Below are 23,590 nucleotides of genomic sequence, written 5' to 3' on the forward strand. Positions count from 1 at the left end.
TCCGGCGTCAGGCCACCCGGCAGGTAGCTCGCCACCGGGTCGAAGCCGCTGTGTGACGCCGCCATCACCCGGCCCAGTGCGTCGTAGCGCACTTCATGCCACTGCCCGTTGACATCGGTCAGGCGTGCCGGACGCCAGAAGCGGGCGTCGTAAGCGAGTGTGGTCTGTTTGCCCAGTGCATCGGTCAGGCCGGTCAGCCAGCAGCCGGCCGCGTCCCAGCTCAGGGTACTGGCCCCGGTGCGCGCACTGGCCTGCAGTGTCTGCAGCCGGTAGAAGCCGCTGCCATCGGCGTAGCTGGCGCTCTGCCGCTGGGCCACCCAGTAGTTGAGCTTGTTCAGCGTCTGCAATACATAACCGGCCGCCTGCAGTTGCGTGGCAATCTGGTCGCTGCCGAGCACCGGGTCGTAGGTGCTGTGGGCGGTGCTGTCGTCGAGCAGGGCCTGTTGCTGCCCGGTGATCCGGCCGATGGCCAGCAGTGTGGTGTCACTGCCCAGATAGCTTTGCGTGCACCAGCCGGTCAGCGTGCGCGGCGCATCGGGGCTCAGCAGTCCGTCCGGGGCGGACAGGATCTCGAAGCTCAGTCCGCTGCCGGCGCTGCTGGCCGGGTAGTCCAGTGCCTGTTCGATCTGCTGCGTCGGCAGGCCCAGCCGCCAGTTGCTGTCGTCGACCACCCGGGTCCAGCCCGGTGTCTCTTCCTGCAGTCGCAGCCGTTGCTGGCTGTCGTCGTAGGTCGCCGCCAGCTGCCCGGGCGTCAGCAGCGGATCGCTGAAGGCCGGGTCCTGCGCCCGGCGCGGATAGTGGGCCCGGACCTGGTGGGTGATGTTGCCGTCGCCGTCGCGGCTCAATACCACCGACTGGCTGAAGCGCGGGTCGAGGCCGCTGTCGTCGTAGTCGGCGCTCAGTGTTTCCAGCAGCAGCGGGGAGACGACAGCATCCTTCCCATTTGCACTCAGTTGCAGAACGCGCAGCTGCCAGCGCGAGGAACGGACCCGCCGCGGCACGGCATCGCTGACATCGGCCGGATAGACCTCCTCGTGCAGCAGTTTCCCCTTCAGCGCCTGATGCCAGAGCGGGTCACTGCTGGTCGGTGTGCTGTCCTTGCTGCCATCCCAGCTGGTGACGCGGGTGTCCCCCAGCGTGTAGGCCTGGGCATCGCCAGCGTAGTAGTCCGCTTTTTGGGTCGCATCGTCCGCCTGACCGGTGTGGAACCACGAGCGGGTCAGCGCCGGTTCGACCAGCGGCTGGCCGTAGCCGTCATAAGCATCGCCCAGGTCGCTGCGGTCGACGCGCCGAAAGCCGTTGAATGTGCGCTCGGTCGGGTCATACACCCCGCCCTGATAGGCATAGCGGCGGGTATCGGCGTGCCCCTGCACCGCATCGCGGTCGATGACCTGGCTGCACAGCGCCAGCGTCAGCGGCAGGTGACTGACGCTGGCCGGATCGCCGCGCTTCTCGTCCAGCCGGAACTGGGCCGAGCTGCGGTAGGACAGCTGGATCGTGCGTCCGCACTGGTTGTCGATCTGGCTCAGCAGGCCGGCCGGGCCGGACAGGAAGTCGTAGCGCCAGTGCTTCGGCTCGCCATGGCGCTGGCTCAGCAGCAGGCTGACCGCGCCGTGGCCGGCGAGGTCGCCGAAGCGCAGTTCGGCCGAATCGTCGTACAGGAAACCGTCCGGCCATGGCAGGGTGAGCGGGCTGTCGAAACCGTTGCCGGCCTGATTGCGGTACAGCCGCAGGCCGTCCGGTTTCGCATACAGCAGGTCGACGCCGCCGGCACCGCTGACATCGGCCAGGAACAGCCGGGCCGGATTGAACGCCGCCGGCTCGTCGAGAGGATCGAGCGCAAACGTCAGCGGTGCGCCGAACGCCCCGCGGCCGAGGTCCGGCCAGCCGGTGAGCTGATTGAACGTGACCCGCAGCAGTTGCGGGCTGCCGGCGGCCAGCACATCGGCAAAGGCGACCAGCTCGCGCGCATCGCGCCCCGGCACCGGCAGCGGGCCGTTGCGGCAGGCGACATTGACCGGGGCGGCGAAGCCGCTGCCGGTATTGGCGTACAGCCGCACCCCGTTCGGGCCGATCAGCACCAGATCGAGCCGGCCGTCGCCGACCAGATTGGCCAGTTGCGCGCCGGACTGCAGAAACTCGGCCGGAAACGCGCTGAACGGGGTAAAGCCGCGCCAGCTGTGGTCGTCGTTCAGGGCAAAGAAGCCGGCCAGCCCGGGCTGGACGCTGACCCAGTCCAGCCGGCCGTCGCCGGTCATGTCGAGCAGCAGTTGCCGCCCCCCCGCTGCGGCTTTGGGCGCCTGCGGCAGGGCGGTGGCCTTGCCGTAGCTGATGCCGTCCGGGTCCGCGCTGATCACCCGCTGCGGCGCGCGGTACAGCCAGGCGCCGGCCTGCTGGTACAGCAGCCCGGGCAGGCCGTCGCCGTACAGGTCGACCAGCTGGTAGCCCGGCGGCTCGGCCCAGTCGGAAAGGGGCTGGTACTGGCCATCGACAGCCGGGGTGGAGGAAGAGTAGCTGAACCGGGTTGCGGGCAGATCGAGCAGGGTACCGTCGGCCTCGTAGGCGCGGCGGCGCAGTGCGCTCAACTGTGAACCGAAAGGGCTGCTGTCGTAGCTGAACGACAGACAGGACAGCAGGACCGGCGTGGCCGGGCTGGCCGGGTCGCGGCCGAAGGCCAGCAACTGCCGGCACAGCCGGTGGCTGCGCAGCTCGAAGCCGAAGCGGTAGTCGGAGAAGGCATCCGGGCGGCAGGTCCAGACCCCGCTGGTGTCCCAGGCCGGCGGCGGCTGATCGTCGGCCGGGCGCTGGCCATAGTCGAATTTGAGCGTGCGCAGCCAGCCGGCCTCGTCGGGCACGGTGCCGAACAGGAAGAAGGTGGCCGAGGCGGTCAGGTTGGCGTAGTCGATGCGGTCGGGATAGCGCTGGGCGGTCTGGTCGCGGCTGTCGCTGATGCCGGCGCTGTCCTCGGCCACATAGCGGTACAGCACGTGCTCGCCATTCGGGAACAGCGATTCCTCGATCAGCCAGCGGGCGATATGGCCGGGACTGGCCGGATCGCTGATTTGCGCAGTGTAACCAAGGCAGTGGATGACGCCGTTGCGCTCGAACCATAACCAGAAAGCGCTGGTCCCGGATTGCCAGTATTGGTAGCGGGAATAATCGGTCTGGGTGCGCGAGGAATAAGGGGTGACGGTATACGACAGCGGCAGGGTGGAGCCGACACAGCGGGTGACGCCGGTTTGCACCACCACCTTGCCGTCAGCCCCGAGCTGGGGAACCAGCGGTTCGCCATCGGGGCCGACAAACACGTCGTCGTCGTTGTACTGCGGGACGCCGAGGCGGGTGCGACGCTGGATGGTCGGCAGGGCGAGCCGCCAGCCGGTGCCGCAGGGGCCGTTGCCGGCGCCGGCGCTGTAGCCGAGGGTCAGGGCGGGGGTGGATTCGCGGGCGACGGGGAGAAACAGCGGGATGTCGAACGAGACCAGGCCGGCGGAGAGGGTGGGCCCGCTGCCGTCACCGGGGCCGGGAAGGGCGTCGTGGATGGTGGGCAGGGTCGGCGGGGCGACGGAAACAGGCTCGGTGGACATGGCGTGGCTCCACGGATTGACAGGCAGGTGCAGCGGCATGCCTGGCGGATTGAGCCTGACGCAGGAACCTGCGACGGCATCGGGAGGCGCGGCGGGCAAGGGGTTGCCGGCGCTGATAAGACTGCTATAGCGAACTCTCTTCGCTGCCGCTCCCGCTGTCAGACAAGTGGTCGCGCGCTCAGTCCCCCGGCCGGACGTCCTGTTGCTGTCGGGTACGGCGCCATGCGTCAAGCTTGAAACCCTGCTCCCCGGCAATGGCCAGCGCCGTGTCGATATCGGTCTGCGACAGCTGCGGTGTGCGTGACAGCAGCCACAGATAGCTGTGATTCGGCGTACCGACCAGTGCCCAGCGGTAGTCCGGTGCCAGGCCGATTACCCAGTAGTCGCCACGGAACGGCCACATGAAAGTGACCTTCAGTTGTGCATTGCCGTGCCCGTCGACGACCACGGCGCTGCCCTCGGCCTGTTCGACACCGCCTTTTTCGTTCAGGCAGCGGTTCAGCACGCCGATCTTGCCATTGTCCAGCCGCCGGTATTCGGCCGTCGTATTGGCCACGCAGTGGCGCTGAAAGAACATTGGCAGGCTGCCTATTTCATACCAGCGCCCCAGATAGCGGTCGAGATCCACGGCCGGCACACTGCGAACCGGCGCGGGATCGGCGGCCTGCGCCGGCGTGGCGCCCAGCGCCAGTAGCAGCAGGCAGGGAAGGGCAAGGTGTTTCATGCTGGTCTCCTGAGCGTGTCCGGCCTGTATCGTGGCAGAAAGCGCGCCATCCGGGCGCTTAATCGAGCTGGATGTTTCGCCCGGCCAGAAAACCGGAAGCCGCCTGCAGCAGTGAAACCAGCACGCACAGCAGCAGGGTGACCGTCCAGCCACCGCTCAGGTCGCGCAGCAGGCCGACCAGCATCGGCCCCGCGGCGGCCAGCAGATAACCGACCGCCTGCGCCATGCCGGACAGGGCTGCCGCCTGGCGCACGCTGCACGCTCGCAGACTGACGAAAGCCAGCCCCAGGATGATGGTTGCGCCGGCGCCCATGCCGTACATCAGCGTCCACAGCACACTCCAGTGCGGTGCCAGCAGCAGTCCGAGCAGACCGACTGTCGACAGTGTCGAGGTGGCGACTGCCAGCAGGCGCTGGTCGTGCAGGCGGCGGATGACCGGCACCAGCAGCAGCCCGGGCAGGGCCGAGGCCACCTGCAGCAGGCCATGCATCGAGCCGGCAGAGGCAGGTGGCAGCCCGGCATCGCGCAGCATCGACGGCAACCAGCCGACGACGACGTAATACACCAGCGAGTTCAGTCCCAGGAACAGCGTGATCTGCCAGGCCAGCGCATTGCGCCACAGCGGGGTCTCCTGCACCGCTGTCGCCGCGGCCGGCACCGGCGCGGTATGCCGTTGCCACTGCGGCAGCCATGCCAGCAAACCGGCAAGGGCCAGTACGACCGGAAACAGCAGCGACAGTGCCCAGCCGGATGACCATTGCGCCAGCGGCACGGCCAGCACCGAACCCAGCCCGGCCGCGATGCCCATCACCAGCACATAAGCCGAGGTCAGCGAGGCGATGCGGTCCGGAAAATCGCGTTTCAGCAGGCTGGGCAGCAGAACATTGCCGATGGCAATGGCGGCACCGATCAGCAGGGTGCCGGCGAACAGCGCCCACTCGGCGCCAGCGGAACGGATCAGCAGACCGGCGATCAGCGCCAGCAGTGACAGCAGCAGCGTGCGTTCCAGCCCGCAGCGTCGCGCCAGTGGGCCGGCCAGTGGTGACAGGGCGGCAAACGCCAGCAGCGGCAGGGTGGTCAGCAGTCCGGCGGCGGTCGCGCTGAAGGCGAAGTCGGCCCGGATCAGGTCCAGTACCGGCGCCACGCTGGTCACCGGGGCGCGCAGATTGCTCGCGATCAGCAGGATGCCAAGAACCAGCAATCCGGCACGTGCAGGCGGAAGGGAGGGGGTGTTTGCAGTCATGGAGGGTCCGGGAAAAGAGGAACGGCCACTTTACGGCGAGCCCTTTTTGACTGTCTTTGGTTAAAATGACTTTTAATTGTCAAAAACAGCCATCTGGCCCGGAGTGCGGCATGTCCGACCTGTTTACCTTCCCGCTGACCTTCGACCCGGATGCGTGGCCGGCTTCGGCAATCGCCCTGCGGCTCGATGTCCGCGACAACGGCCGCGAGCAGCCGTTCCACTGCCACCGCAAGGGTCAGCTGGTGCTGGCCCTGCGCGGGGCGGTGACCTGCACGGTAGAGGACGGCATCTGGCTGGTGCCGCCGCAGTGCGGGGTCTGGATTCCTCCCGGTCTGCCGCACAGCAACCGGGTCTCGGACAATGGCCGCATCGGCCTGCTGTTCGTCGAGCCCGGTGCCGCGGCGCTGCCGGCGCACTGCTGCACACTGGCCATCAGTCCGCTGCTGCGCGAGCTGATCGAGTATCTGGCCGGCCAGGCGCCGGATTATCCGGCCGATGGTCCGACCGGACGGCTGGCGCGGGTGCTGCTGGAGCAACTGGCGTCGATGCCGGCCGAGCGGCTGTACCTGCCGGTCGCGACAAGCAGCCGGTTGCGGCGGATTGCCGATGCACTGATCGCCGATCCGTCTGACCGGCGTACGATGGCGCAATGGGCCGCGTGGGTGGCGCTGAGCGAGCGCAGCCTGGCCCGGCTGGCCCTGGCCGAAACCGGCATGACCTTTGGCCGCTGGCGGCGGCAGCTGCACCTGATCGTGGCGCTGCAGCGGCTGTCGGTCGGTACGCCGGTGCAGATCGTGTCGCAGGATCTCGGCTATGAATCGGTCAGCGCGTTCATCACCATGTTCCGCAAGGCACTGGGCCAGGCGCCGACCCGCTACATGGCTGACAGAAACCTGGCTGAAAACCGGTATTGAGCGGGCCGTGCAGCATACGCGACGGGTGCCCATCCCGTGCCAGCCCTGTATCCTTGAGGTCTTGCTGGAGACATGAACAAATGCATGACATTGCCGCGCTCGCCCGGGCGCTTCCCAAAGCCGAACTTCACCTGCACATCGAAGGCACCCTCGAACCCGAACTGGCTTTCGAGCTGGCTGACCGCCATGGCGTGACCCTGGCCTATCCCGATGTCGCGGCGCTGCGTGCCGCCTACGATTTCGACAGCCTGCAGTCCTTTCTCGACCTGTACTATGCCGGCGCCGACGTGCTGCGTGACGAAGCGGACTTCTATGCGCTGACCCGCGCCTATCTCGAACGCGCGCACGCCGACAATGTCCGCCATGTGGAAATCTTCTTCGACCCGCAAACGCATACCGCGCGTGGCGTCAGCCTGCCGACCATGCTGGCCGGCATGCGCCGCGCGCTGCTCGAAGCCGAGGCGCGCGACGGTATCAGCTTCCGCCTGATCCTGTCCTTCCTGCGCCACCTGTCCGAAGCCGACGCGATCGCCACGCTGGAACTGGCCAGACCGTTCCTGCACCGCATCGACGGCATCGGCCTCGATTCGAGCGAACGTGACCATCCGCCGTCCAAATTCCAGCGCGTCTTTGCCTACTGTCGCGAGCTCGGCCTGCCGGTGGTGGCCCATGCCGGCGAGGAAGGCCCGCCCGACTATATCCGCGAAGCGCTGGATCTGCTGAATGTCAGCCGCATCGACCATGGCGTGCGCTGTGCCGAAGATCCGGCACTGATGGCGCGTCTGGCGCGCGAGCAGACGCCGCTGACGGTCTGTCCGCTGTCGAACCTGAAGCTGCGCGTGGTCGATGACCTGCGCGAGCACAACCTGGCCCGTCTGCTGGATGCCGGGCTGAAAGTCACCATCAACTCGGACGATCCGGCCTACTTCGGTGGCTATGTGAACGACAACTATGTGGCCTGTATCGAGGCACTGAAGCTCAGTGCCGGGCAGGTGGTCCGGCTGGCGAAGAACAGCATCGAGGCCAGCTGGCTGGATGTCGACGCCCAGGCACGCCTGCTGGCCGATATCGACCGCGTGTACGCCGACTGGCAGGCCGCGTAGCAGCGCATTGACGCCGGCGGCCGGTGGCCGCGCGGCACAGGCAGCACCAGACCGGGAGAGCGTCGCATGCACCTGTCGCGACTGGAAGTGGCGCATTTCCGTGGCATTCGCCACGGCGTGCTGGATTTTGACCCGGCCAGCACCGTGCTGATCGGCGAGAACGACAGTGGTCGTTCCAGCCTGTTCGATCTGCTGACGGCAGTACTGAAAGCGCCGGAGGACGGCGCCGGCCCCTTCGCCTTTTCGCGCTGGGACGTGCGCTGCCCCGAGGAAGGCCTGTGCGAAGTGCCGCAGCCGATCCGTGCCCGGCTGTGCTTCGTCGAGCGCGAGCCCGGCGAGTGGGATGTGCCGGCGTTCGAGCCGGTGCGTGAACTGTTGGGCGGCATGCCGTGGCCGCGCGAGCTGTGCTTCGAGCTGGCGGCCAGCAACGAGCGGCACGGCCGCGAGGTCGATACCTGGCGCTTCACCGGCCCGGCCGGCAGCCGTGACAACGATGCTGCCCAGCTGGCCTGGCTGCGGGCGCTGAATCCGCTGATCCGCATCGATGCCAGTGCCTCGCCGGCCCGCCGGCTGCCGCTGGCGGCGCACCTGGCCACGCTGGCCGGCACCCCGGACCAGGCTGACCAGCTGGCGGCGCGCGTGCATCGCCATTACCAGCAACTGGTCGAAGGCATCAGCGTCGACCTGCCGGAAGAACTCAGTGCCGGTTTCGACGCGGCGCTCGATCTGCTTGAACGGCTGAACGCCCCCGGGCGCAATGGCGACGAGGCGCCGCGGCATGCGCCGATGCTGGGAGAGCTGATCGGCAATGGCAGCGGACTGACGCCGCAGACCTTCCTGCCCCCGTACGGCAACACCGCCTACCGGCTCGGCCTGTTGCTGCTGCTCGGTGCCGTGCTCGACCATCGCGACACGCCGACGGCGCCCGGCGCCGAACCCATCCTGATCATCGAAGACCCGGAAGCCCATCTGCACCCGATGACGCTGTCGGCCATCTGGCATCTGATCGACCGCATCCGCTGGCAGAAAATCGTCTGCACCCATTCCGGCGATCTGCTGGCCTCGGTGCCGATGACCTCGCTGCGCCGGCTGACGCGGCTGAATGGCGAGGTGACCGTCTGGCGGGTGGCGGCCGATGTACTCGACCGCGACGAACTGCGCCGCTACAGCTATCACGTGCGCAGCCATCGCGGCGTGGCGGCCTTTGCCCGCTGCTGGCTGCTGGTCGAGGGCGAAACCGAATTCTGGCTGCTGCCCGAACTGGCGCGGCTGTGCGGCTACGACTTTGCCATGGAGGGCATCGTCTGCGTCGAGTTCGCCCAGTGCGGCCTGCCGCCGCTGGTCAAGGTCGCGCAGGCGCTGGGCATCCGCTGGCACCTGCTGGCCGACGGTGACCATGCCGGGCAGAGCTATGCCGCTGCGGTGCGCAGCCATGTGCCGCCCGGCGAGCTCGACCAGCATGTGACCGTGCTGCGCCAGCGCGATATCGAGAATGCGCTGTGGCACGCCGGCTATGCCGATGTCTATCGCCGCCACGCCCGGCTGCCGGAAACGGCGGTCGACGTCATGTCGCCGGCGCGGGTGATCACCCGCGCCATCCATCGCACACCGAAGCCGCTGCTGGCGCTGGAAGCGCTGGATGCGATGCAGCAGGCCGGCTCGCCCGGCGTGCCGGAGGAAATGCGTCGGGTCATCGAGTGCTGCGTGGCACTGGCTCGTGGCGAATCGCCGCTGGTGGTCGAGCCGGCGCAGGAGCCGCATTCCCGACATCACCACCGGCCGCGGCGCAAGACCCATCACCGCTATCGGCCGCCACCGGAGGCGTAATCCCCCGGACGGCCCCTTTTTTCGGAGTCCCGCATGAGCGAATCCCTGTCTCCCGAACGCCTGGCCCAGGTCGATGCCTGGTGGCGCGCCGCCAACTTCCTGACCGTCGGCCAGATCTACCTGCTCGACAACCCGTTGCTGCGCGCGCCGCTGAGCGAGGCGCACATCAAACCGCGCCTGCTTGGTCACTGGGGGACCTCGCCCGGCCTGAATTTCCTGTATGCCCACCTGAACCGGGCGATCCAGGACCATGACCTCAATGCGATCTTCCTGTGCGGCCCCGGTCATGGCGGCCCGGCCATGCTGGCCAACACCTGGCTGGAAGGCAGCTACAGCGAGCGCTACCCGGCAGTTTCGCGCGACGAACAGGGCATGCGCCGGCTGTTCCGCCAGTTTTCGTTTCCCGGCGGCGTGCCGAGCCATGCCTCGCCGGAAACGCCGGGGTCAATCCACGAGGGCGGCGAGCTCGGCTATGTGCTTTCCCATGCCTATGGCGCCGCTTTCGACAATCCGTCGCTGCTGGTCGCCTGCGTGATCGGCGATGGCGAGGCTGAAACCGGGCCGCTGGCCACTGCGTGGCACTCGAACAAATTCCTCGATCCGGTCCGCGATGGCGCGGTGCTGCCGATCCTGCACCTGAACGGCTACAAAATTGCCAACCCGACCGTGCTGGCGCGCATCCCGCAGGCCGAGCTGGAGAGCCTGCTGACCGGCTATGGTTACCAGCCGTATTTCGTCGATGGCGACGATCCGGACATCCTGCACCCGCGCATGGCTGCCGTACTTGACCGCGTGCTGGCGGATATCCGTGGCATCCAGCGCGCGGCGCGGGTCGAGGGCAACACGGTGCGGCCACGCTGGCCGATGATCGTGCTGCGCACGCCGAAAGGCTGGACCGGCCCGAAAACCGTGGATGGCCAGCTGACCGAGGGCAGCTGGCGCTCGCACCAGGTACCGCTGTCGGGCCTGTTCGGCAATCCGGCGCATCTGCGCCAGCTCGAAGACTGGCTGTACAGCTACGGCCCGGACACGCTGTTCGACGCCAGCGGGGCGCCGCGGTCGCAGATCGCCGCGCTGGCGCCAGCCGGCACGCGGCGCATGGGACTCAATCCGCATGCCAATGGCGGCGAACTGCTGCGCGACCTGCTGCTGCCCGATTATCGCGATTACCGGGTCGACGTGCCGACGCCGGGGGGCGTCGATGCCGAAGCGCCGCGTGCGCTGGGCATGTTCCTGCGTGATGTGATGCGCGCCAATGCGGCATCGGCCAACTTCCGCGTGTTCGGCCCGGACGAAACGGTGTCGAACCGGCTCGGTGCGCTGTTCGAGGCCACGGAACGCGCGTGGATGGCCGAGCGGCTGCCGGGCGACGACCATCTGGCTGCCGGTGGCCGGGTCATGGAAATCCTGTCCGAGCATACCTGTCAGGGCTGGCTGGAGGGCTATCTGCTGACCGGTCGCCATGGCTGGTTCTCGTGCTACGAGGCATTCATCCACATCATCGACTCGATGTTCAACCAGCACGCCAAATGGCTGAAGGTCACCCGCGAAGGCATCCCGTGGCGACGGCCGATCGCCTCGCTGAACTACCTGCTGACGTCGCACGTCTGGCGCCAGGACCACAACGGCTTCTCGCACCAGGACCCGGGCTTTATCGACCATGTGGTCAACAAGAAGGCCGAGGTGATCCGCGTCTACTTCCCGCCGGATGCCAATACGCTGCTGGCAGTGTCCGACCACTGCCTGCGCAGCCGCAATCTGGTCAATGTCATCGTTGCCGGCAAGCAGCCGGCGCCGCAGTGGCTGGACATGGAAGCCGCCGTGCGCCACTGCGAGGCCGGCATCGGCATCTGGGAGTGGGCCAGCAACGATATCGGCGACGAGCCGGACGTGGTCATGGCCTGCTGCGGCGACGTGCCGACGCTGGAAACGCTGGCGGCGGTGGCCATCCTGCGCGAGGCGTTCCCGGACCTGAAGATCCGGGTGGTGAACGTGGTCGACCTGATGCGGCTGCAGCCGCCGGAGGCGCATCCGCACGGGCTGCCCGAACGCGAATATGCGGCGCTGTTTACCGCCGACAAGCCGGTGATTTTCGCCTATCACGGCTATCCGTGGCTGATCCACCGGCTGGTCTACCGCCGGACCAGCCATGACAACCTGCACGTGCATGGCTACAAGGAAGAAGGCACGACCACCACGCCGTTCGACATGACCGTGCTCAACGAACTCGACCGCTATCACCTGGCCATGGCCGTGATCGACCGGGTACCGGCGCTGGCGCGCGTGTCCGCCTACGCGCGCCAGCGCTTGCGCGACCAGCTTGGCCGTCATCGCGATTACATCCGCGAGCACGGCGAGGACATGGCGGAAATCCGCGACTGGCGCTGGCCGGCCGCAAGCGGGGCAGACGGAAAGGCAAGGGAACAATCATGAGCATGCAATTGCGGTTTCTCGGGGCGGCCGGTCAGGTCACGGGCTCGGCCCATCTGCTGGAGATTGGCGACAAGCGCATCCTGATCGACTGCGGGATGTACCAGGAGCGCGCGTTTCTTGAACGTAACTGGGCGAGCTTTCCGGTACCGCCATCCAGCATCGATGCGGTACTGCTGACCCACGCCCACCTCGACCACTGCGGGCTGTTGCCGAAACTGGTTCGCGACGGCTTCAGCGGCAAGATCTGGGCCACCGCGCCGACCCTCCGTCTGGCCAGCCTGGTCATGACCGACATTGCCCGCATCCAGGCCGAGGATGCCGGCATCAAGCAGGCGCGGCATGCGCGCGAGGGCAGACAGGGCGAGCATGACGGCGAACTGCTGTATACCGGCTATGACGTGCGCCGGACCGAGGCGCATTTCCGCGAAGCGCGTTTCGGCGAGCCGCTGTCGCCGGTCGACGGCGTCAGCGTGCGCTTTCTGCCGGCGGGCCACATCCTGGGTGCCGCCCTGCTGGAGGTCACGGCCCGCGATGCCGGCAAGACCCGCAAGCTGGTGTTCTCCGGCGACCTGGGCCGGCGCGACATGCCGATCGTGCCGGACCCGGCCGTGCTGCACGAGGCTGACTACATCGTGCTGGAAACCACCTACGGCGATCGCGACCACCCGGACGAGGACACCGAGGCCGTGCTGGCCGACATCGTCAACGATACCGTCGACCGGGGCGGCAATCTGGTGGTGCCGTCATTCGCCATTGAACGCGCACAGCAACTGCTGCTGCATTTCTCGCATCTGCTCGGTTCCGGCCGCATTCCGCCGCTGCGGGTATACCTGGACAGCCCGATGGCCATCGATGCCACGGCGATCTACCGGCGCATGCTGACCTTTGTTGACGGGCCGGCGCGCGAAATGCTGCGCGGCCGTGAATGGCGTGACACGCGGCGGCTGATCGAGACCGTGCGCAGCCCGGTTGCCTCGCGGGCGCTGGATGCCATCCACGGCACGGCCGTGCTGATCGCCGGTTCCGGCATGTGTACCGGGGGGCGCATCAAGCAGCACCTGAAAGCGAATATCAGCCGGCCGGAGTCCACCGTGCTGTTCACCGGCTACCAGGCCGAGGGAACGCTGGGGCGCGAGATCGTCGATGGTGCACGGGAGGTCCGCATCGGCGGCGAGTCGTATCCGGTCCGGGCGCGCATTGCCGAGCTGCATGCGATGTCGGCCCATGCCGACCGTCGCGGTCTGCTGGCCTGGCTGGGCGGGTTCGCCGCGCCGCCGCGCAAGCTGTTCCTGGTCCATGGCGAGGCCAGCGCCCGGCAGGCATTCGCCGATACCGTCGCGGCGGATCTCGGCTGGCCACTGGTCCTGCCGCAGTGGGGCGACGTGGTCACGCTGGACTGACTCGCGGCTGGTGACCGCCGGCCCGGAACTGCTGTCCATCGCCTGAACGGGCGAGGCTACAGCGAGGTGTAGAAAGTCCGCACCCCGGAGCCGATGAACTGGACGCCGACGCAGATCAGCAGGAAACCCATCAGCCGGGTCAGCACGTCCATGGCGCTCGGGCCGAGCTGCTCGGAAATGCGCGACGACAGCCGCAGTGCCAGCCACACGCAGAGCGTGGCGCCAACGATGGCCAGCAGGGTCAGCCCGAGTGCGGCCAGCTTGAAATTCCAGTTGGAAATTTCGGCGATCTCGGTCGAGAAGCCGATGACCACGGCGATGGTGCCGGGGCCGCTGATGCCCGGCATGGCCAGCGGGAAGAACGCCACCTGATGGCCTTCGCGCGTGGCCTGGCTGGTGGTGTCCTGCGAGTGGTACAGCATCCGGTAGCCGACCAGCGCCACGACGATGCCGCCGGCGACCCGCAGTGCACCATACGAGATACCGAACATTTCCAGCACCACGTTGCCGCCGACCAGCGATACCACCATGATGCCGCCCGCGTACAGGCAGGCATCCAGTGCGACCCGCGCGCGCTGCGTGCGGCTGTCGTGGGTGGTCAGCGAGATGAACATCGGGATCTTCGACAGCGGGTTGGTGATGACCACCAGGCTGAGCAGGGCGCCGAGCAGATACTGCGATACGAGTTGGGTGATCGACATGGGGCGGGTGTCCGGGACCAGCCGGCATTATGCGCATTCTGCTGCCTGTGTGCACCCGCCGGATGGATGCAGCGGGTGCGCATGGCGCACCGGCATCCATTCCTGTCCCTCCGCCGGAGTCCCGGGGTCCGCGCCGCTTACAGCAGGAGACTGATCTGGCCAAGCGATGAGCGCAGTGAGCCCGGCGCCGTCTGATACAGCGAACTGGCCGAACTGGCCAGGCTGGGCGACTGCGGCAGAGAGCGCAACGATGAGAGCATCGAATACGATGCCGGTGAACGCAGGGTGGCCACCGACGGCGAGGTGGCCAGACTTCTGATGCTGCGCATCGAAGCCAGCGACCCCAGGCTGGATCTCAGCCCTGATGTCGATGTCGAGGCGTTCAATAGCGCGGCCCTGGGAAAAAACGATTGCGGGACAGCAACATCCACCATGGTGGGCAGTCTGCCAATACGCGGATCGAGATGATCGGGGGACACTTTGTGGAAAGTGTGGGCGAGATTCGTGCCTTTTCGCATCAGATGGACAAACAGGCCGATTTCAATCACTGCTGTGGCAATTTGAAAAATATTGGAAGCGATACTCAGCTTTTCCGACACGGCCGGGTGAACGCCCTCCATGCTGCCCGACGCGGCCTGCAAGGCGGAAGACGTCAGGCTGAAGCCGGCCGCCACATAAGACAAGGCCATCAGCAGTGGAGAGCCCATGCCGGCCGTCGTTATCACCAGGGCCAGGGCAACCACGGCGCTCAGCATGCCGGCGAAAATATCCAGGCCGGATCCAAGGCTCAGATAGCCCGACGGATCGGTCCGGTTGATCGGGTCGCCATTGCAGAATGCGTAGCCATTGACGCCCCCTGCCGAGAACGGACTGAACGGATCCAGGCGCAGAAGGCGCTGTATCGTTGGCGAGTAGCTGCGAGCACCGTTGCCCAGGTGATACAGCTGAACGTTATTGTCGATCACGTCGATCAGCTGCCCATGCATGCCGATCATGACGCGGCCGAAAGCCGGGGGCCGCATCAGAGAGGCACGGCGCGTTCTGAATGGCATGGCTTTTCCCCCCGATAAGGAACTCGTCGGCGAGAACGCCTCCCGCCCGTACTCCGCTTCATATATACAGCGGAGTGCGGGCGGGCAGGGCAAAGGCCGATGAGTGGATGCCCATGCCGGCCGTCAGTACCTACTCGTTGCCGAGTTTCAGCGGGATGTACAGCGTGTTGTCCAGCCGGCGCACCAGCAGTGCCAGGTTCGGACCGGAGGCGGCAAGCAGCTTCTCGAACGTCTTCAGGTCGGCGACGCTGTTCTGGTTGACGCCGATGATCACATCGCCGCGCATCAGGCCGGACTTGGCCGCCAGACCGGTCACCTTGTCGACCAGCAGGCCACCCTGGATGCCCAGCTGCGAACGCTGCTCACGCGTCAGTTCGCTGACCGAGATGCCGAGCCGGTCGAAATTCAGCTGCGGCTGCTGTTCGGCCTTTTTCTTCTGTGCGCCCTGGGCCGTGTCCGCCTTCAGTTCGACCAGCACCGCGTTCAGCGCCAGCGACTGGCCCTTGCGCCAGACGCCGAGTTTGACCGTAGTGCCGGGCTTCTTCTCGCCGACCAGCATCGGCAGGTCGGCCGAACTGCCGACCTTCTTGCCGTCAAGGCTGAGAATGATGTCGCCCGGTGCCAGACCGGCCTTGGCCGCCGGACTGCCGGATTCGACCCGGACCACCAGCGCGCCATCGGCGGTGTCGCGACCGAACGAACGGGCCAGCTCCTGGGTCATTTCCTGGATGTGCACGCCGAGCTGGCCACGGCTGACCTTGCCGCTGGTCTTCAGCTGCTCGGCCACCGACATGGCGATGTCGATCGGAATCGAGAACGAAATGCCCATGAAGCCGCCGGAACGGCTGTAGATCTGCGAATTGATGCCGACCACTTCGCCACTGAGATTGAACAGTGGCCCGCCCGAGTTGCCGGGGTTGATGGCGACATCGGTCTGGATGAACGGCACATAGGTGTCGTCCGGCAGGTTGCGGCCCTTGGCCGACACGATGCCGGCGGTCACGGTATTGTCGAAGCCGAACGGCGCGCCGATCGCGGCGACCCATTCACCAACCTTCAGCGTGGCCGGATTGCCGATCTTGACCGTCGGCAGGTCCTTGCCCTCGACCTTCAGCAGGGCGACGTCGGTGCGCTTGTCGATACCGACCAGCTTGGCCTTCAGTTCGCGCTTGTCGGTCAGCTTGACCAGAATCTGCTGCGCATTCAGCACCACATGCGAGTTGGTCATGATGTAACCATCGCTGGAGATGATGAAGCCCGAGCCATAGCTGATCGAGTCGCGCTCGCGCGGCTGCTGGGTCTGCCCCCCGCCCGGCGGCATGAAGCGCTTGAAGAATTCGTAGAACGGATCGTCTTCCGGAATCGGGAACGGGAATGGCGAATCGGCATCGCTGCCGTCGTCTTCCTCGACCCGGTTGGCACTGATGTTGACGACGGCCGGGCCTTCGCGCTCGACCAGCGTGGTGAAATCGGCCAGCAGCATGCCGGGACGGTTGGGCGCGTTCTGGACGATGGGCTTGTCTGCGCCCGAGCCGCTCCAGGACTGATAAAGCTCCTTGGCCTTGTCACACCCGCCCAGCATGAACGGCAGCGTCAATGCGAGGGCAAGGGTGGTTTTGCGGAAAGCGGGCATCACAACGTCATCCTTTTTTTCTGGCAGGGCTTGAATCTGAAAACCGCAACATGGTAACACCAGCGCGGTGCCCGAATACATGGTGCTCACTGGTCCGGTTGCAAGTCCTGACGCGTCAGCCCTGTGCACCCTTGTCCGGCCATTCGCACAGATCGGCAATCACGCAGTCTGCGCATTTCGGCTTGCGCGCGGTGCAGGTGTAGCGACCGAACAGGATCAGCCAGTGATGCAGATCCAGCTTGTATTCGGCCGGGGTGACGCGGATCAGCTTGTCCTCGACCTCGCGCGGGGTTTTGCCCGGCGCCAGCCGGGTACGGTTGCCGACACGGAAAATATGGGTGTCGACCGCAATGGTCGGCTGATTGAAGGCGACGTTCAGCACCACATTGGCCGTTTTGCGACCGACGCCGGGCAGCGCTTCCAGCGCCTCCCGCGTCTGCGGCACTTCGCCGCCATGCCGCTCCAGCAGCAGGCGACAGGTTTCGATCACATGGCGGGCCTTGCTGCGGAACAGGCCGATGGTCTGGATGTACGGAATCAGCCCGTCTTCGCCGAGACCAAGCATTTTCTCCGGGGTATTGGCGACCGGAAACAGCCGGGCGGTGGCGGCGTTGACGCTCTTGTCGGTTGCCTGCGCCGACAGCGCGACGGCCACCAGCAGCTCGAATGGCGTGCTGTAGTTCAGCTCGGTGCGCGGAGACGGGTTGGCGGCGGCCAGACGGGCGATGATGGCTTTGCGTTTGCTGTCGTTCATGCCGGGGCCAGCTGACGGTTGGCGGTACGGGCCCGGGCGCGGGCATCGAGCCAGTTCTTGCCGGCGATCAGTGCGGCCAGGCCGAGGAAGGCGCCCGGCGGCAGCAGCGCGATCAGGAACTGGTAGTCGGCCGGGGCGACATGAATGACCCAGCCGGCCGCCTGCGGGCCGAACACCAGGTCCAGACCGGACAGCAGCGTGCCGCGTCCGAGCAGTTCACGCAAGGCGCCGAGCAGGCCGAGCACCAGCGTCAGGCCGATGCCCATCATGAAGCCGTCCCAGGCCGACTGCCGCAGCGGATTCTTCGATGCGAAGGCCTCGGCACGCGCCAGCACGATACAGTTGGTGGTGATCAGCGGAATGAAAATCCCGAGTACGGCATACAGCCCGTGCACATAGGCGTTCATCAGCAGGTCGACCATGGTCACCAGCGCGGCGATGATGGTGATGAAAATCGGATTGCGGATCTCGTTCGGCACCAGATGGCGCACGGCGGCCACCGCCGCGCTGGACAGTCCGGTCACCAGTGCGGTGGCCAGGCCGAGTGACACGCCATTGACCACGCTGGTGCTGACCGCCAGTACCGGGCACATGCCGAGAATCTGCACTACGCCGGCGTTCTGCTTCCATACGCTGTTCAGCGCGATATCGCGCATCTCGTGCGCCGGCGCGGCCGGGCTGTTGTCCTGGGGGGGCTGGGTCGTCATGGTCTGGCACCGGTGGGTTCACGGGCGGGGACGGGCTGAGCGTCCCATTGTCCGGGTTTTGTGCGTTCGGCGGCAACAAAGCGCAGGGTGTTTGCCACGGCGCCGACCACGGCGCGCGGGCTGACCGTTGCCCCGGCCATGGCGTCGAACCGGCCGCCGTCCTTTTTGACCTTCCACTCGCTGTCGCGGGTCAGGGCCAGGCCGTTGAACTGGTCGATCCAGTCGCTTTTGGCGCGATCGATATAGTCGCCGAGCCCCGGCGTTTCCTTGTGGCTGACCACGCGCACGCCGGTAATGGCGCCCTGTGCATCGACCCCGACCAGCAGACGGATCCTGCCGGCATAGCCGTTTGGCGCCGTGGCCTCGAACACCCGGGCCACCATGCGGCCGCCGAGGCGGGCGATATAAACCTGTGACGGGCCGTCATTGCCGAGCCGGCGGCCATCGGCGGCGGACAGCGTCACGGCTGCCCGGGCCGGATCATTGTCATAGCCGCCGGCCGGCAGCACCTGGCTGACGATGGCGAGGCGGGCGGCCTGCTCGTTGGCGGCGACGATCCTGTGGGTCAGCGCGTAGACGCCGGCCATCAGCGCGGTGGCGACCAGCGCAAACACAAACAGCGTCAGTGCGCTGACGCGGGCCTGGCGCAGGGTTTCATTCATGGTGCGGCCTTGTCATGGCCGAAAACCGGCGGTTGCGTATAGCGATCGATCAGTGGCACGGCGATATTCATCAGCAGGATGGCGAAGGCCATGCCGTCGGGGAAACTGCCGAAGCTGCGAATCACCCACAGCAGCAGGCCGACACCGGCGCCGAACAGCAGCTTGCCGCGCGGCGTGACCGGGCCGGTGACCGGGTCGGTCACGATAAACCATGCCCCGAGCATCGAGGCGCCGGCCAGCAGATGCAGTGGAGCGCCGACAAAGCGCGACGGGTCCAGCGCATGGAACAGGGCGGCGACCACGGCCAGGGTAGTCAGCATCGCTACTGGCGCATGCCAGCTCAGCAGGCGCCGCGCCAGCAGGTACAGGCCGCCGAGCGCAAAGGCCGCGGCGACCCATTCGGCGCCAGCGCCTGCCAGGTAGCCGAACACCGGTCCGTGCAGGGCGTCATCCAGCCCCTGACCGGCACTGAGCCGGGTTTTCAGGTAATCGAGCGGCGTGGCGGCACTGACCGCATCCAGCGCCACCCGTTCCGGCAACTGGCGGGTCAGGATATGGACGACCTGTTCCCATGCCGACAGCGAACCATATGGTGCTGCCCACTGCGACATTTGCGCCGGGAACGAGATGATCATCACCGCGAAGCCGACCATGGCCGGATTGAACGGATTGTTGCCGAGCCCGCCATACAGGTGCTTGGCGACGACAATGGCAAAGAAACTGGCGACGACCAGCAACCACCACGGGCCCAGCGGCGGGAAGGACAGCGCCAGCAGCCAGGCGGTGACCCAGGCCGAGCCATCGGCGAGGAACGGACGCAGCGGCAGGCCGCGTGCCCGCAGCATGGCAGCCTCGAAGCCGAGGCAGGCCAGCGAGGCCAGCACCAGCTGCAGCAGCACGCCGGCGCCGAACACGTAGACGGAGACCAGCAGGCCGGGCAGCAGCGCGGCGATCACGGTCAGCATGATATGGCTGACGCGGGTGGGTTTGGCGAGATAGGGCGAAGTCGGCATCGGCTCAGGGGGCATCGGATTCGGAGGGGGGCGGCGTCGCCTCGGCCGCTTTGGCCGCCTTGCGTGCGGCGGCGCGGGCCATGGCGGCCTCGATGGCCGCTTTCTTGTCGGCATCGCTCATCGGCGTGGCGGCGGGAGCGGCCGGGTCCTTGCCGGCACCGGCGGCCTTGCGCGCCGCCGCCCGGGCCATGGCCGCCTGGATGGCGGCCTGCTTGTCGGCATCGAGGGTTGTCGCAGGGGCGGGGGCCGTCTCGGCTGCGACGACGGGAGCGCTGGCAGCAGCGGCTGCAGCACGGGCAGCAAGGCGCGCTGCTTTTTCTTCCTTGTCGCGCGCGGCGCGGTAGTTGCGGAAGTCAAAGCGTGTCCGTGCCAGTTCGGCCGCCTTCCTGTCACGCTCGGCGGCCCAGATTTCGTCCTTGGCGTAGCGGTAGTAGTCGACCAGCGGAATCTGGCTCGGGCAGACATAGCTGCAGGCGCCGCATTCGATGCAGTCGAACAGCGCGTATTCCTGCGCCCGGCCGAACTGCTTTGACCTGGCATGCCAGTACAGCTCCATCGGCTGCAGGCTGGCCGGACAGACCTCGCTGCAGGCGCCGCAGCGGATACAGGGCAGGGCCGGCGGACGCGGCGGGAACAGCGCCTCGCTGCGGGCGATCAGGCAGTTGGTTGCCTTGGTGATGCCGGCGGCCGGTGCCGGCAGGGTAAAGCCCATCATCGGACCACCCATGATGATGCCGCGGCTGTCCGGCGTCGGGCCGGCCTGGCCGACCAGCCAGTCGGCCGGCGTGCCGATGCGCGCCTCGACATTGCCGGCCCGCGCGACGGCGCCGGTCACGGTGACGATGCGCGACACCACCGGCAGGCCCAGCACCAGTGCGCGCCAGACGGTATAGGCGGTGGCGACGTTGAAGCACTGCACGCCGAAATCGGTCGAGCGCACGCCATGCGGCACCTCCTTGCCGGTCAGCACGCGGATCAGCTGCTTGGCGCCGCCGCCCGGGTAGCGGGTCGGCACGCTGACCACCTCGATACCGGTGCCGGCACAGGCGGCCGTCAGGGCGGCGATGGCCTCGGGCTTGTCGTCCTCGATGCCGATCAGGGTTTCCTTCGCCTGCATGCGCTCGGCCAGCAGCCCGACGCCGAGGACGATGTCGGCCGCGCGCTCGCGCATCAGCCGGTCGTCGCAGCTGATATACGGCTCGCACTCGGCGCCGTTGATGACCAGCGTCTCCAGCCCGCCATCGCTCAGCTTCAGCGCAGTCGGGAACACGGCGCCGCCCAGTCCGACCACACCCATGTCGCGCAACTGCTCGCGCAGCGTGCGGCTATCGGCCTGTCGCCAGTCGACCGGCACCGGGTCGACGCTGTCGTCGCGGCCATCCGGCTCAATGACGATACTCAGTGCCGGCAGCCCGGACGGATGGGCGAACGGTCGTTCCTCGATGGCCAGCACCCGGCCGGACGCCGGGGCATGTACGGCGGCCGACACATTGCCGTCGGCATCGGCGATGCGCTGGTGCGCGAGCACCCGCTCGCCGACCGCGACGCAGGGGCGGGCCGGATTGCCGATGCTCTGGTTCAGCGGCACCACCAGTTGCGGCGGCAGGCCGGCATCGCGGATCGGCGTGCCGTTCGATTCGGTCTTGTGGCGCGGCGGGTGGACGCCGCCATGGAAGGTAAAGCGTGGTTTCATGCGGGACCGGAGGGCTGAGCGAGGGTGAGGGCGAACACCGGATAGTGCCATTTCCAGTTCTTGACCGTGACCGGCAGCGGCGCCATGTGGATGCAGTCGACCGGGCACGGGGCAACGCACAGCTCGCAGCCGGTGCATTCGTCGCGCAGGATGGTATGCATATGCCTGGCCGCGCCGAGGATCGCATCGACCGGACAGGCCTGGATGCACAGGGTACAGCCGATGCAGGTGGTTTCGTCGATAACGGCAACCGACTTTGGTTTCGGCTGGGCAGCATCGGCGTCGAACGGCACGAACTCGACGCCGAGCAGGTCGGCCAGCTTGCGGATACCGTCCTCGCCGCCCGGCGGGCAGCGGTTGATGCCGGCTTCGCCGCCGGCAATGGCTGTCGCATACGGCTTGCAGCCGGGGTAGCCGCACTGGCCGCACTGGGTTTGCGGCAGTACGGCGTCGATCTTGTCGACCAGCGGGTCACCTTCGACCCGGAAGCGGACCGAGGCGGCGCCGAGCACCGCGCCGAGCAGCAGGGCCAGCGCCGCCATTACCGCAATGGCAATCAGGAAACCGCTCATTTCACCAGGCCCCCGAAGCCCATGAAGGCCAGACTCATCAGTCCGGCGGTGACAAAGGCGATGGCCGTGCCCTGGAAGGGCCGCGGGATGTCGGCGCCTTCGAGTCGCTCACGCATGGCGGCGAACAGCACCAGAATCAGGGTGAAGCCGGCCGCGCTGCCGAAGCCGAATACCAGCGACTCGGCAAAGGTGTGCTTTTCCTGCACATTCAGCAGCGGTACGCCAAGCACGGCGCAGTTGGTGGTGATCAGTGGCAGATAGATGCCGAGCACCTGGTACAGCACCGGACTGGTCTTCTGGATCACCATTTCGGTGAACTGCACGATGGCGGCGATCACGACGATAAAAGCCAGCGTGCGCAGGTATTCGACCCCGGCTGCAAGCAGCAGCAGGTTGATCAGGTGGCTGGTGCCGGACGCCAGCGTCAGCACGAAAGTCGTGGCCGCGCCCATGCCGATGGCCGCTTCCAGCTTCTTCGAGACCCCCATGAACGGGCACAGGCCGAGAATGCGGACCAGGACCACGTTGTTGACCAGCACGGCGGCCACGAGAATCAAAAGGTAATGACTGAAGTCCATCTCAAGCGCCCTTCCGTCACCGGGAGGACGGCGAAAAATGTGCGGATTATCCGACGCGCCCCGGCAGAGTTCAACCGGCGCCCCGCCGGTATTTGGCCTGGCGCAATATTCAGCGTAGTCCAGCGGGCCGGAAACGGCGGTCTCCCGCCGGGGCAGAAAAGCGGCCCGGGCGGGTTTTCTGTTTTCCGCCTCCCTGGTCCTGCAGACCCACAGGAGAAGTTCATGTCCTCATTCCCCAGGCCGGTGTCGGCCACGAGCTGCACTACCTCGACGTGACGGACGAGGAATGCAAGCGCCGGCTGCGGGCGCGCCACACCGCCGGCGGACCCCCGTTCACGCTGGATGACGCACAGTTCGACGCCATGACGCGCCACTTCGTGCCGCCGGCGGACGAGGAGGGGTTCCGGCTTGTCCGGCATGGCTGAGCCCCGCAGATGAAAAAAGCCACGGCATTCGCCGTGGCTACCTTCTCCTCCAACCTCTCCTGGGCTGTTTTTTTCGATCAGGCCGGCTCTTGCAGCTGATCGAGAATCTGCGGGTTTTCCAGCGTCGACGTGTCCTGGGTGATTTCCTCGCCCTTGGCAATCGAACGCAGCAGGCGGCGCATGATCTTGCCCGAACGGGTCTTCGGCAGGTTCTCGCCGAAGCGGATATCGTCCGGCTGGGCGATCTTGCCGATTTCGTGCGCGACCCAGCTCTTCAGTTCGGCGGCGATCTTCCTGGCTTCCTCGCCGGTCGGACGCGGGCCCTTCAGCACCACGAACGCCACCACGGCCTCACCCTTGACCTCGTGCGGCTTGCCGACCACGGCGGCTTCGGCCACCAGCGGGTTGGCCACCAGCGCCGACTCGATTTCCATCGTGCCCAGACGGTGACCGGATACGTTCAGCACGTCGTCGATACGGCCCATGATCCAGAAGTAGCCGTCCTCGTCGCGGTGCGCCGAGTCGCCGGCCAGGTAGTACTGGCCGTTGAACTCGTCCGGGAAGTAGGT

20 protein-coding genes are annotated in these 23,590 nt (G+C 66.9%); 6 read left to right on the top strand and 14 right to left on the bottom strand.

Annotation, left to right across the window (positions count from 1 at the left end; all coding sequences use genetic code 11):
- From ACYVG8_RS04535 to ACYVG8_RS04545, 3 genes are all read right to left on the bottom strand, one after another.
- On the bottom strand, nucleotides 1-3,587 hold a 3,587-nt coding region (locus ACYVG8_RS04535; protein ID WP_460745073.1), incomplete at its 3' end, for a SpvB/TcaC N-terminal domain-containing protein.
- A 178-nt stretch (nucleotides 3,588-3,765) separates the two neighbouring features.
- Nucleotides 3,766-4,311, bottom strand: a complete 546-nt coding sequence (locus ACYVG8_RS04540) for a lipocalin family protein (protein ID WP_460745074.1) — start codon at nucleotides 4,309-4,311, stop codon at nucleotides 3,766-3,768.
- Nucleotides 4,312-4,369: 58 nt separating this feature from the next.
- Nucleotides 4,370-5,554, bottom strand: coding sequence for an MFS transporter (locus ACYVG8_RS04545; RefSeq protein WP_460745075.1), 1,185 nt, complete (start codon nucleotides 5,552-5,554; stop codon nucleotides 4,370-4,372).
- A gap of 110 nt (nucleotides 5,555-5,664) precedes the next feature.
- Here ACYVG8_RS04545 and ACYVG8_RS04550 point away from each other — a divergent pair, with 110 nt between their 5' ends.
- From ACYVG8_RS04550 to ACYVG8_RS04570, 5 genes are all read left to right on the top strand, one after another.
- Complete coding sequence (locus tag ACYVG8_RS04550) at nucleotides 5,665-6,468, top strand: AraC family transcriptional regulator (RefSeq protein ID WP_460745076.1); 804 nt, start codon at nucleotides 5,665-5,667, stop codon at nucleotides 6,466-6,468.
- An 80-nt stretch (nucleotides 6,469-6,548) separates the two neighbouring features.
- Nucleotides 6,549-7,571, top strand: a complete 1,023-nt coding sequence (locus ACYVG8_RS04555; RefSeq protein ID WP_028500368.1) for an adenosine deaminase — start codon at nucleotides 6,549-6,551, stop codon at nucleotides 7,569-7,571.
- A gap of 66 nt (nucleotides 7,572-7,637) precedes the next feature.
- On the top strand, nucleotides 7,638-9,398 hold the full coding sequence (locus ACYVG8_RS04560; RefSeq protein ID WP_028500369.1) for an ATP-dependent nuclease: 1,761 nt from the start codon (nucleotides 7,638-7,640) through the stop codon (nucleotides 9,396-9,398).
- A gap of 33 nt (nucleotides 9,399-9,431) precedes the next feature.
- The gene (locus tag ACYVG8_RS04565) at nucleotides 9,432-11,831 is read left to right on the top strand and encodes a phosphoketolase family protein (RefSeq protein ID WP_107889948.1); all 2,400 of its coding nucleotides are present in this window, start codon (nucleotides 9,432-9,434) and stop codon (nucleotides 11,829-11,831) included.
- Nucleotides 11,828-13,231, top strand: coding sequence for an MBL fold metallo-hydrolase RNA specificity domain-containing protein (locus ACYVG8_RS04570; protein WP_460745077.1), 1,404 nt, complete (start codon nucleotides 11,828-11,830; stop codon nucleotides 13,229-13,231). Before ACYVG8_RS04565 ends, ACYVG8_RS04570 begins: the two co-directional genes overlap by 4 nt.
- 56 nt (nucleotides 13,232-13,287) lie before the next feature.
- On the opposite strand, the gene ACYVG8_RS04575 is transcribed toward ACYVG8_RS04570, so the two are convergent.
- The 10 genes from ACYVG8_RS04575 to rsxA form a co-directional block, all read right to left on the bottom strand.
- A complete protein-coding gene (locus ACYVG8_RS04575) occupies nucleotides 13,288-13,932 on the bottom strand; it encodes a MarC family NAAT transporter (protein WP_028500371.1) in 645 nt (214 codons plus the stop codon).
- A gap of 137 nt (nucleotides 13,933-14,069) precedes the next feature.
- The gene (locus ACYVG8_RS04580; RefSeq protein ID WP_460745078.1) at nucleotides 14,070-14,984 is read right to left on the bottom strand and encodes an RHS repeat-associated core domain-containing protein; all 915 of its coding nucleotides are present in this window, start codon (nucleotides 14,982-14,984) and stop codon (nucleotides 14,070-14,072) included.
- A gap of 130 nt (nucleotides 14,985-15,114) precedes the next feature.
- Complete coding sequence (locus ACYVG8_RS04585; protein ID WP_028500373.1) at nucleotides 15,115-16,617, bottom strand: DegQ family serine endoprotease; 1,503 nt, start codon at nucleotides 16,615-16,617, stop codon at nucleotides 15,115-15,117.
- Between the two features lie 115 nt (nucleotides 16,618-16,732).
- On the bottom strand, nucleotides 16,733-17,371 hold the full coding sequence (gene nth, locus ACYVG8_RS04590) for an endonuclease III (RefSeq protein ID WP_028500374.1): 639 nt from the start codon (nucleotides 17,369-17,371) through the stop codon (nucleotides 16,733-16,735).
- Nucleotides 17,368-18,078, bottom strand: coding sequence for an electron transport complex subunit E (locus ACYVG8_RS04595; protein ID WP_051529060.1), 711 nt, complete (start codon nucleotides 18,076-18,078; stop codon nucleotides 17,368-17,370). The genes nth and ACYVG8_RS04595 overlap by 4 nt, the downstream gene beginning before the upstream one ends.
- A complete protein-coding gene (gene rsxG / locus ACYVG8_RS04600; RefSeq protein WP_051529061.1) occupies nucleotides 18,075-18,740 on the bottom strand; it encodes an electron transport complex subunit RsxG in 666 nt (221 codons plus the stop codon). Before rsxG ends, ACYVG8_RS04595 begins: the two co-directional genes overlap by 4 nt.
- Nucleotides 18,737-19,753 carry an RnfABCDGE type electron transport complex subunit D gene (locus ACYVG8_RS04605; protein WP_028500376.1) on the bottom strand — a complete coding sequence of 339 codons (1,017 nt, stop codon included), beginning with the start codon at nucleotides 19,751-19,753 and terminating at the stop codon, nucleotides 18,737-18,739. The genes rsxG and ACYVG8_RS04605 overlap by 4 nt, the downstream gene beginning before the upstream one ends.
- A gap of 4 nt (nucleotides 19,754-19,757) precedes the next feature.
- Nucleotides 19,758-21,446, bottom strand: a complete 1,689-nt coding sequence (gene rsxC / locus ACYVG8_RS04610; RefSeq protein WP_460745079.1) for an electron transport complex subunit RsxC — start codon at nucleotides 21,444-21,446, stop codon at nucleotides 19,758-19,760.
- Nucleotides 21,443-22,018 (bottom strand): electron transport complex subunit RsxB, encoded by a 576-nt coding sequence (rsxB, locus tag ACYVG8_RS04615; protein ID WP_107889942.1) that lies wholly within the window; start codon nucleotides 22,016-22,018, stop codon nucleotides 21,443-21,445. The genes rsxC and rsxB overlap by 4 nt, the downstream gene beginning before the upstream one ends.
- The gene (gene rsxA / locus ACYVG8_RS04620; RefSeq protein ID WP_028500379.1) at nucleotides 22,015-22,596 is read right to left on the bottom strand and encodes an electron transport complex subunit RsxA; all 582 of its coding nucleotides are present in this window, start codon (nucleotides 22,594-22,596) and stop codon (nucleotides 22,015-22,017) included. Before rsxA ends, rsxB begins: the two co-directional genes overlap by 4 nt.
- Nucleotides 22,597-22,688: 92 nt before the next feature.
- Between rsxA and ACYVG8_RS04625 the strand changes: the two genes are divergently transcribed.
- Nucleotides 22,689-23,021: a P-loop nucleotide/nucleoside kinase family protein gene (locus tag ACYVG8_RS04625; protein ID WP_107889941.1), complete on the top strand. Its 333-nt coding sequence runs from the start codon at nucleotides 22,689-22,691 to the stop codon at nucleotides 23,019-23,021.
- 77 nt (nucleotides 23,022-23,098) lie between these two features.
- Here ACYVG8_RS04625 and ACYVG8_RS04630 read toward each other — a convergent pair.
- Nucleotides 23,099-23,590, bottom strand: a 492-nt coding sequence (locus ACYVG8_RS04630; RefSeq protein ID WP_460745080.1) for an AMP-binding enzyme, incomplete at its 5' end; no start/stop codon positions are given.

The organism is Microvirgula curvata, from assembly GCF_054781615.1.

Excerpts from the sequence above, each read along its gene's own strand:
- ACYVG8_RS04540 (WP_460745074.1), bottom strand. The coding sequence starts at position 4,311 with ATGAAACACCTTGCCCTTCCCTGCCTGCTGCTACTGGCGCTGGGCGCC.
- ACYVG8_RS04545 (WP_460745075.1), bottom strand. The coding sequence starts at position 5,554 with ATGACTGCAAACACCCCCTCCCTTCCGCCTGCACGTGCCGGATTGCTG.
- ACYVG8_RS04550 (WP_460745076.1), top strand. The coding sequence starts at position 5,665 with ATGTCCGACCTGTTTACCTTCCCGCTGACCTTCGACCCGGATGCGTGG.
- ACYVG8_RS04555 (WP_028500368.1), top strand. The coding sequence starts at position 6,549 with ATGCATGACATTGCCGCGCTCGCCCGGGCGCTTCCCAAAGCCGAACTT.
- ACYVG8_RS04560 (WP_028500369.1), top strand. The coding sequence starts at position 7,638 with ATGCACCTGTCGCGACTGGAAGTGGCGCATTTCCGTGGCATTCGCCAC.
- ACYVG8_RS04565 (WP_107889948.1), top strand. The coding sequence starts at position 9,432 with ATGAGCGAATCCCTGTCTCCCGAACGCCTGGCCCAGGTCGATGCCTGG.
- ACYVG8_RS04570 (WP_460745077.1), top strand. The coding sequence starts at position 11,828 with ATGAGCATGCAATTGCGGTTTCTCGGGGCGGCCGGTCAGGTCACGGGC.
- ACYVG8_RS04575 (WP_028500371.1), bottom strand. The coding sequence starts at position 13,932 with ATGTCGATCACCCAACTCGTATCGCAGTATCTGCTCGGCGCCCTGCTC.
- ACYVG8_RS04580 (WP_460745078.1), bottom strand. The coding sequence starts at position 14,984 with ATGCCATTCAGAACGCGCCGTGCCTCTCTGATGCGGCCCCCGGCTTTC.
- ACYVG8_RS04585 (WP_028500373.1), bottom strand. The coding sequence starts at position 16,617 with ATGCCCGCTTTCCGCAAAACCACCCTTGCCCTCGCATTGACGCTGCCG.
- nth (WP_028500374.1), bottom strand. The coding sequence starts at position 17,371 with ATGAACGACAGCAAACGCAAAGCCATCATCGCCCGTCTGGCCGCCGCC.
- ACYVG8_RS04595 (WP_051529060.1), bottom strand. The coding sequence starts at position 18,078 with ATGACGACCCAGCCCCCCCAGGACAACAGCCCGGCCGCGCCGGCGCAC.
- rsxG (WP_051529061.1), bottom strand. The coding sequence starts at position 18,740 with ATGAATGAAACCCTGCGCCAGGCCCGCGTCAGCGCACTGACGCTGTTT.
- ACYVG8_RS04605 (WP_028500376.1), bottom strand. The coding sequence starts at position 19,753 with ATGCCGACTTCGCCCTATCTCGCCAAACCCACCCGCGTCAGCCATATC.
- rsxC (WP_460745079.1), bottom strand. The coding sequence starts at position 21,446 with ATGAAACCACGCTTTACCTTCCATGGCGGCGTCCACCCGCCGCGCCAC.
- rsxB (WP_107889942.1), bottom strand. The coding sequence starts at position 22,018 with ATGAGCGGTTTCCTGATTGCCATTGCGGTAATGGCGGCGCTGGCCCTG.
- rsxA (WP_028500379.1), bottom strand. The coding sequence starts at position 22,596 with ATGGACTTCAGTCATTACCTTTTGATTCTCGTGGCCGCCGTGCTGGTC.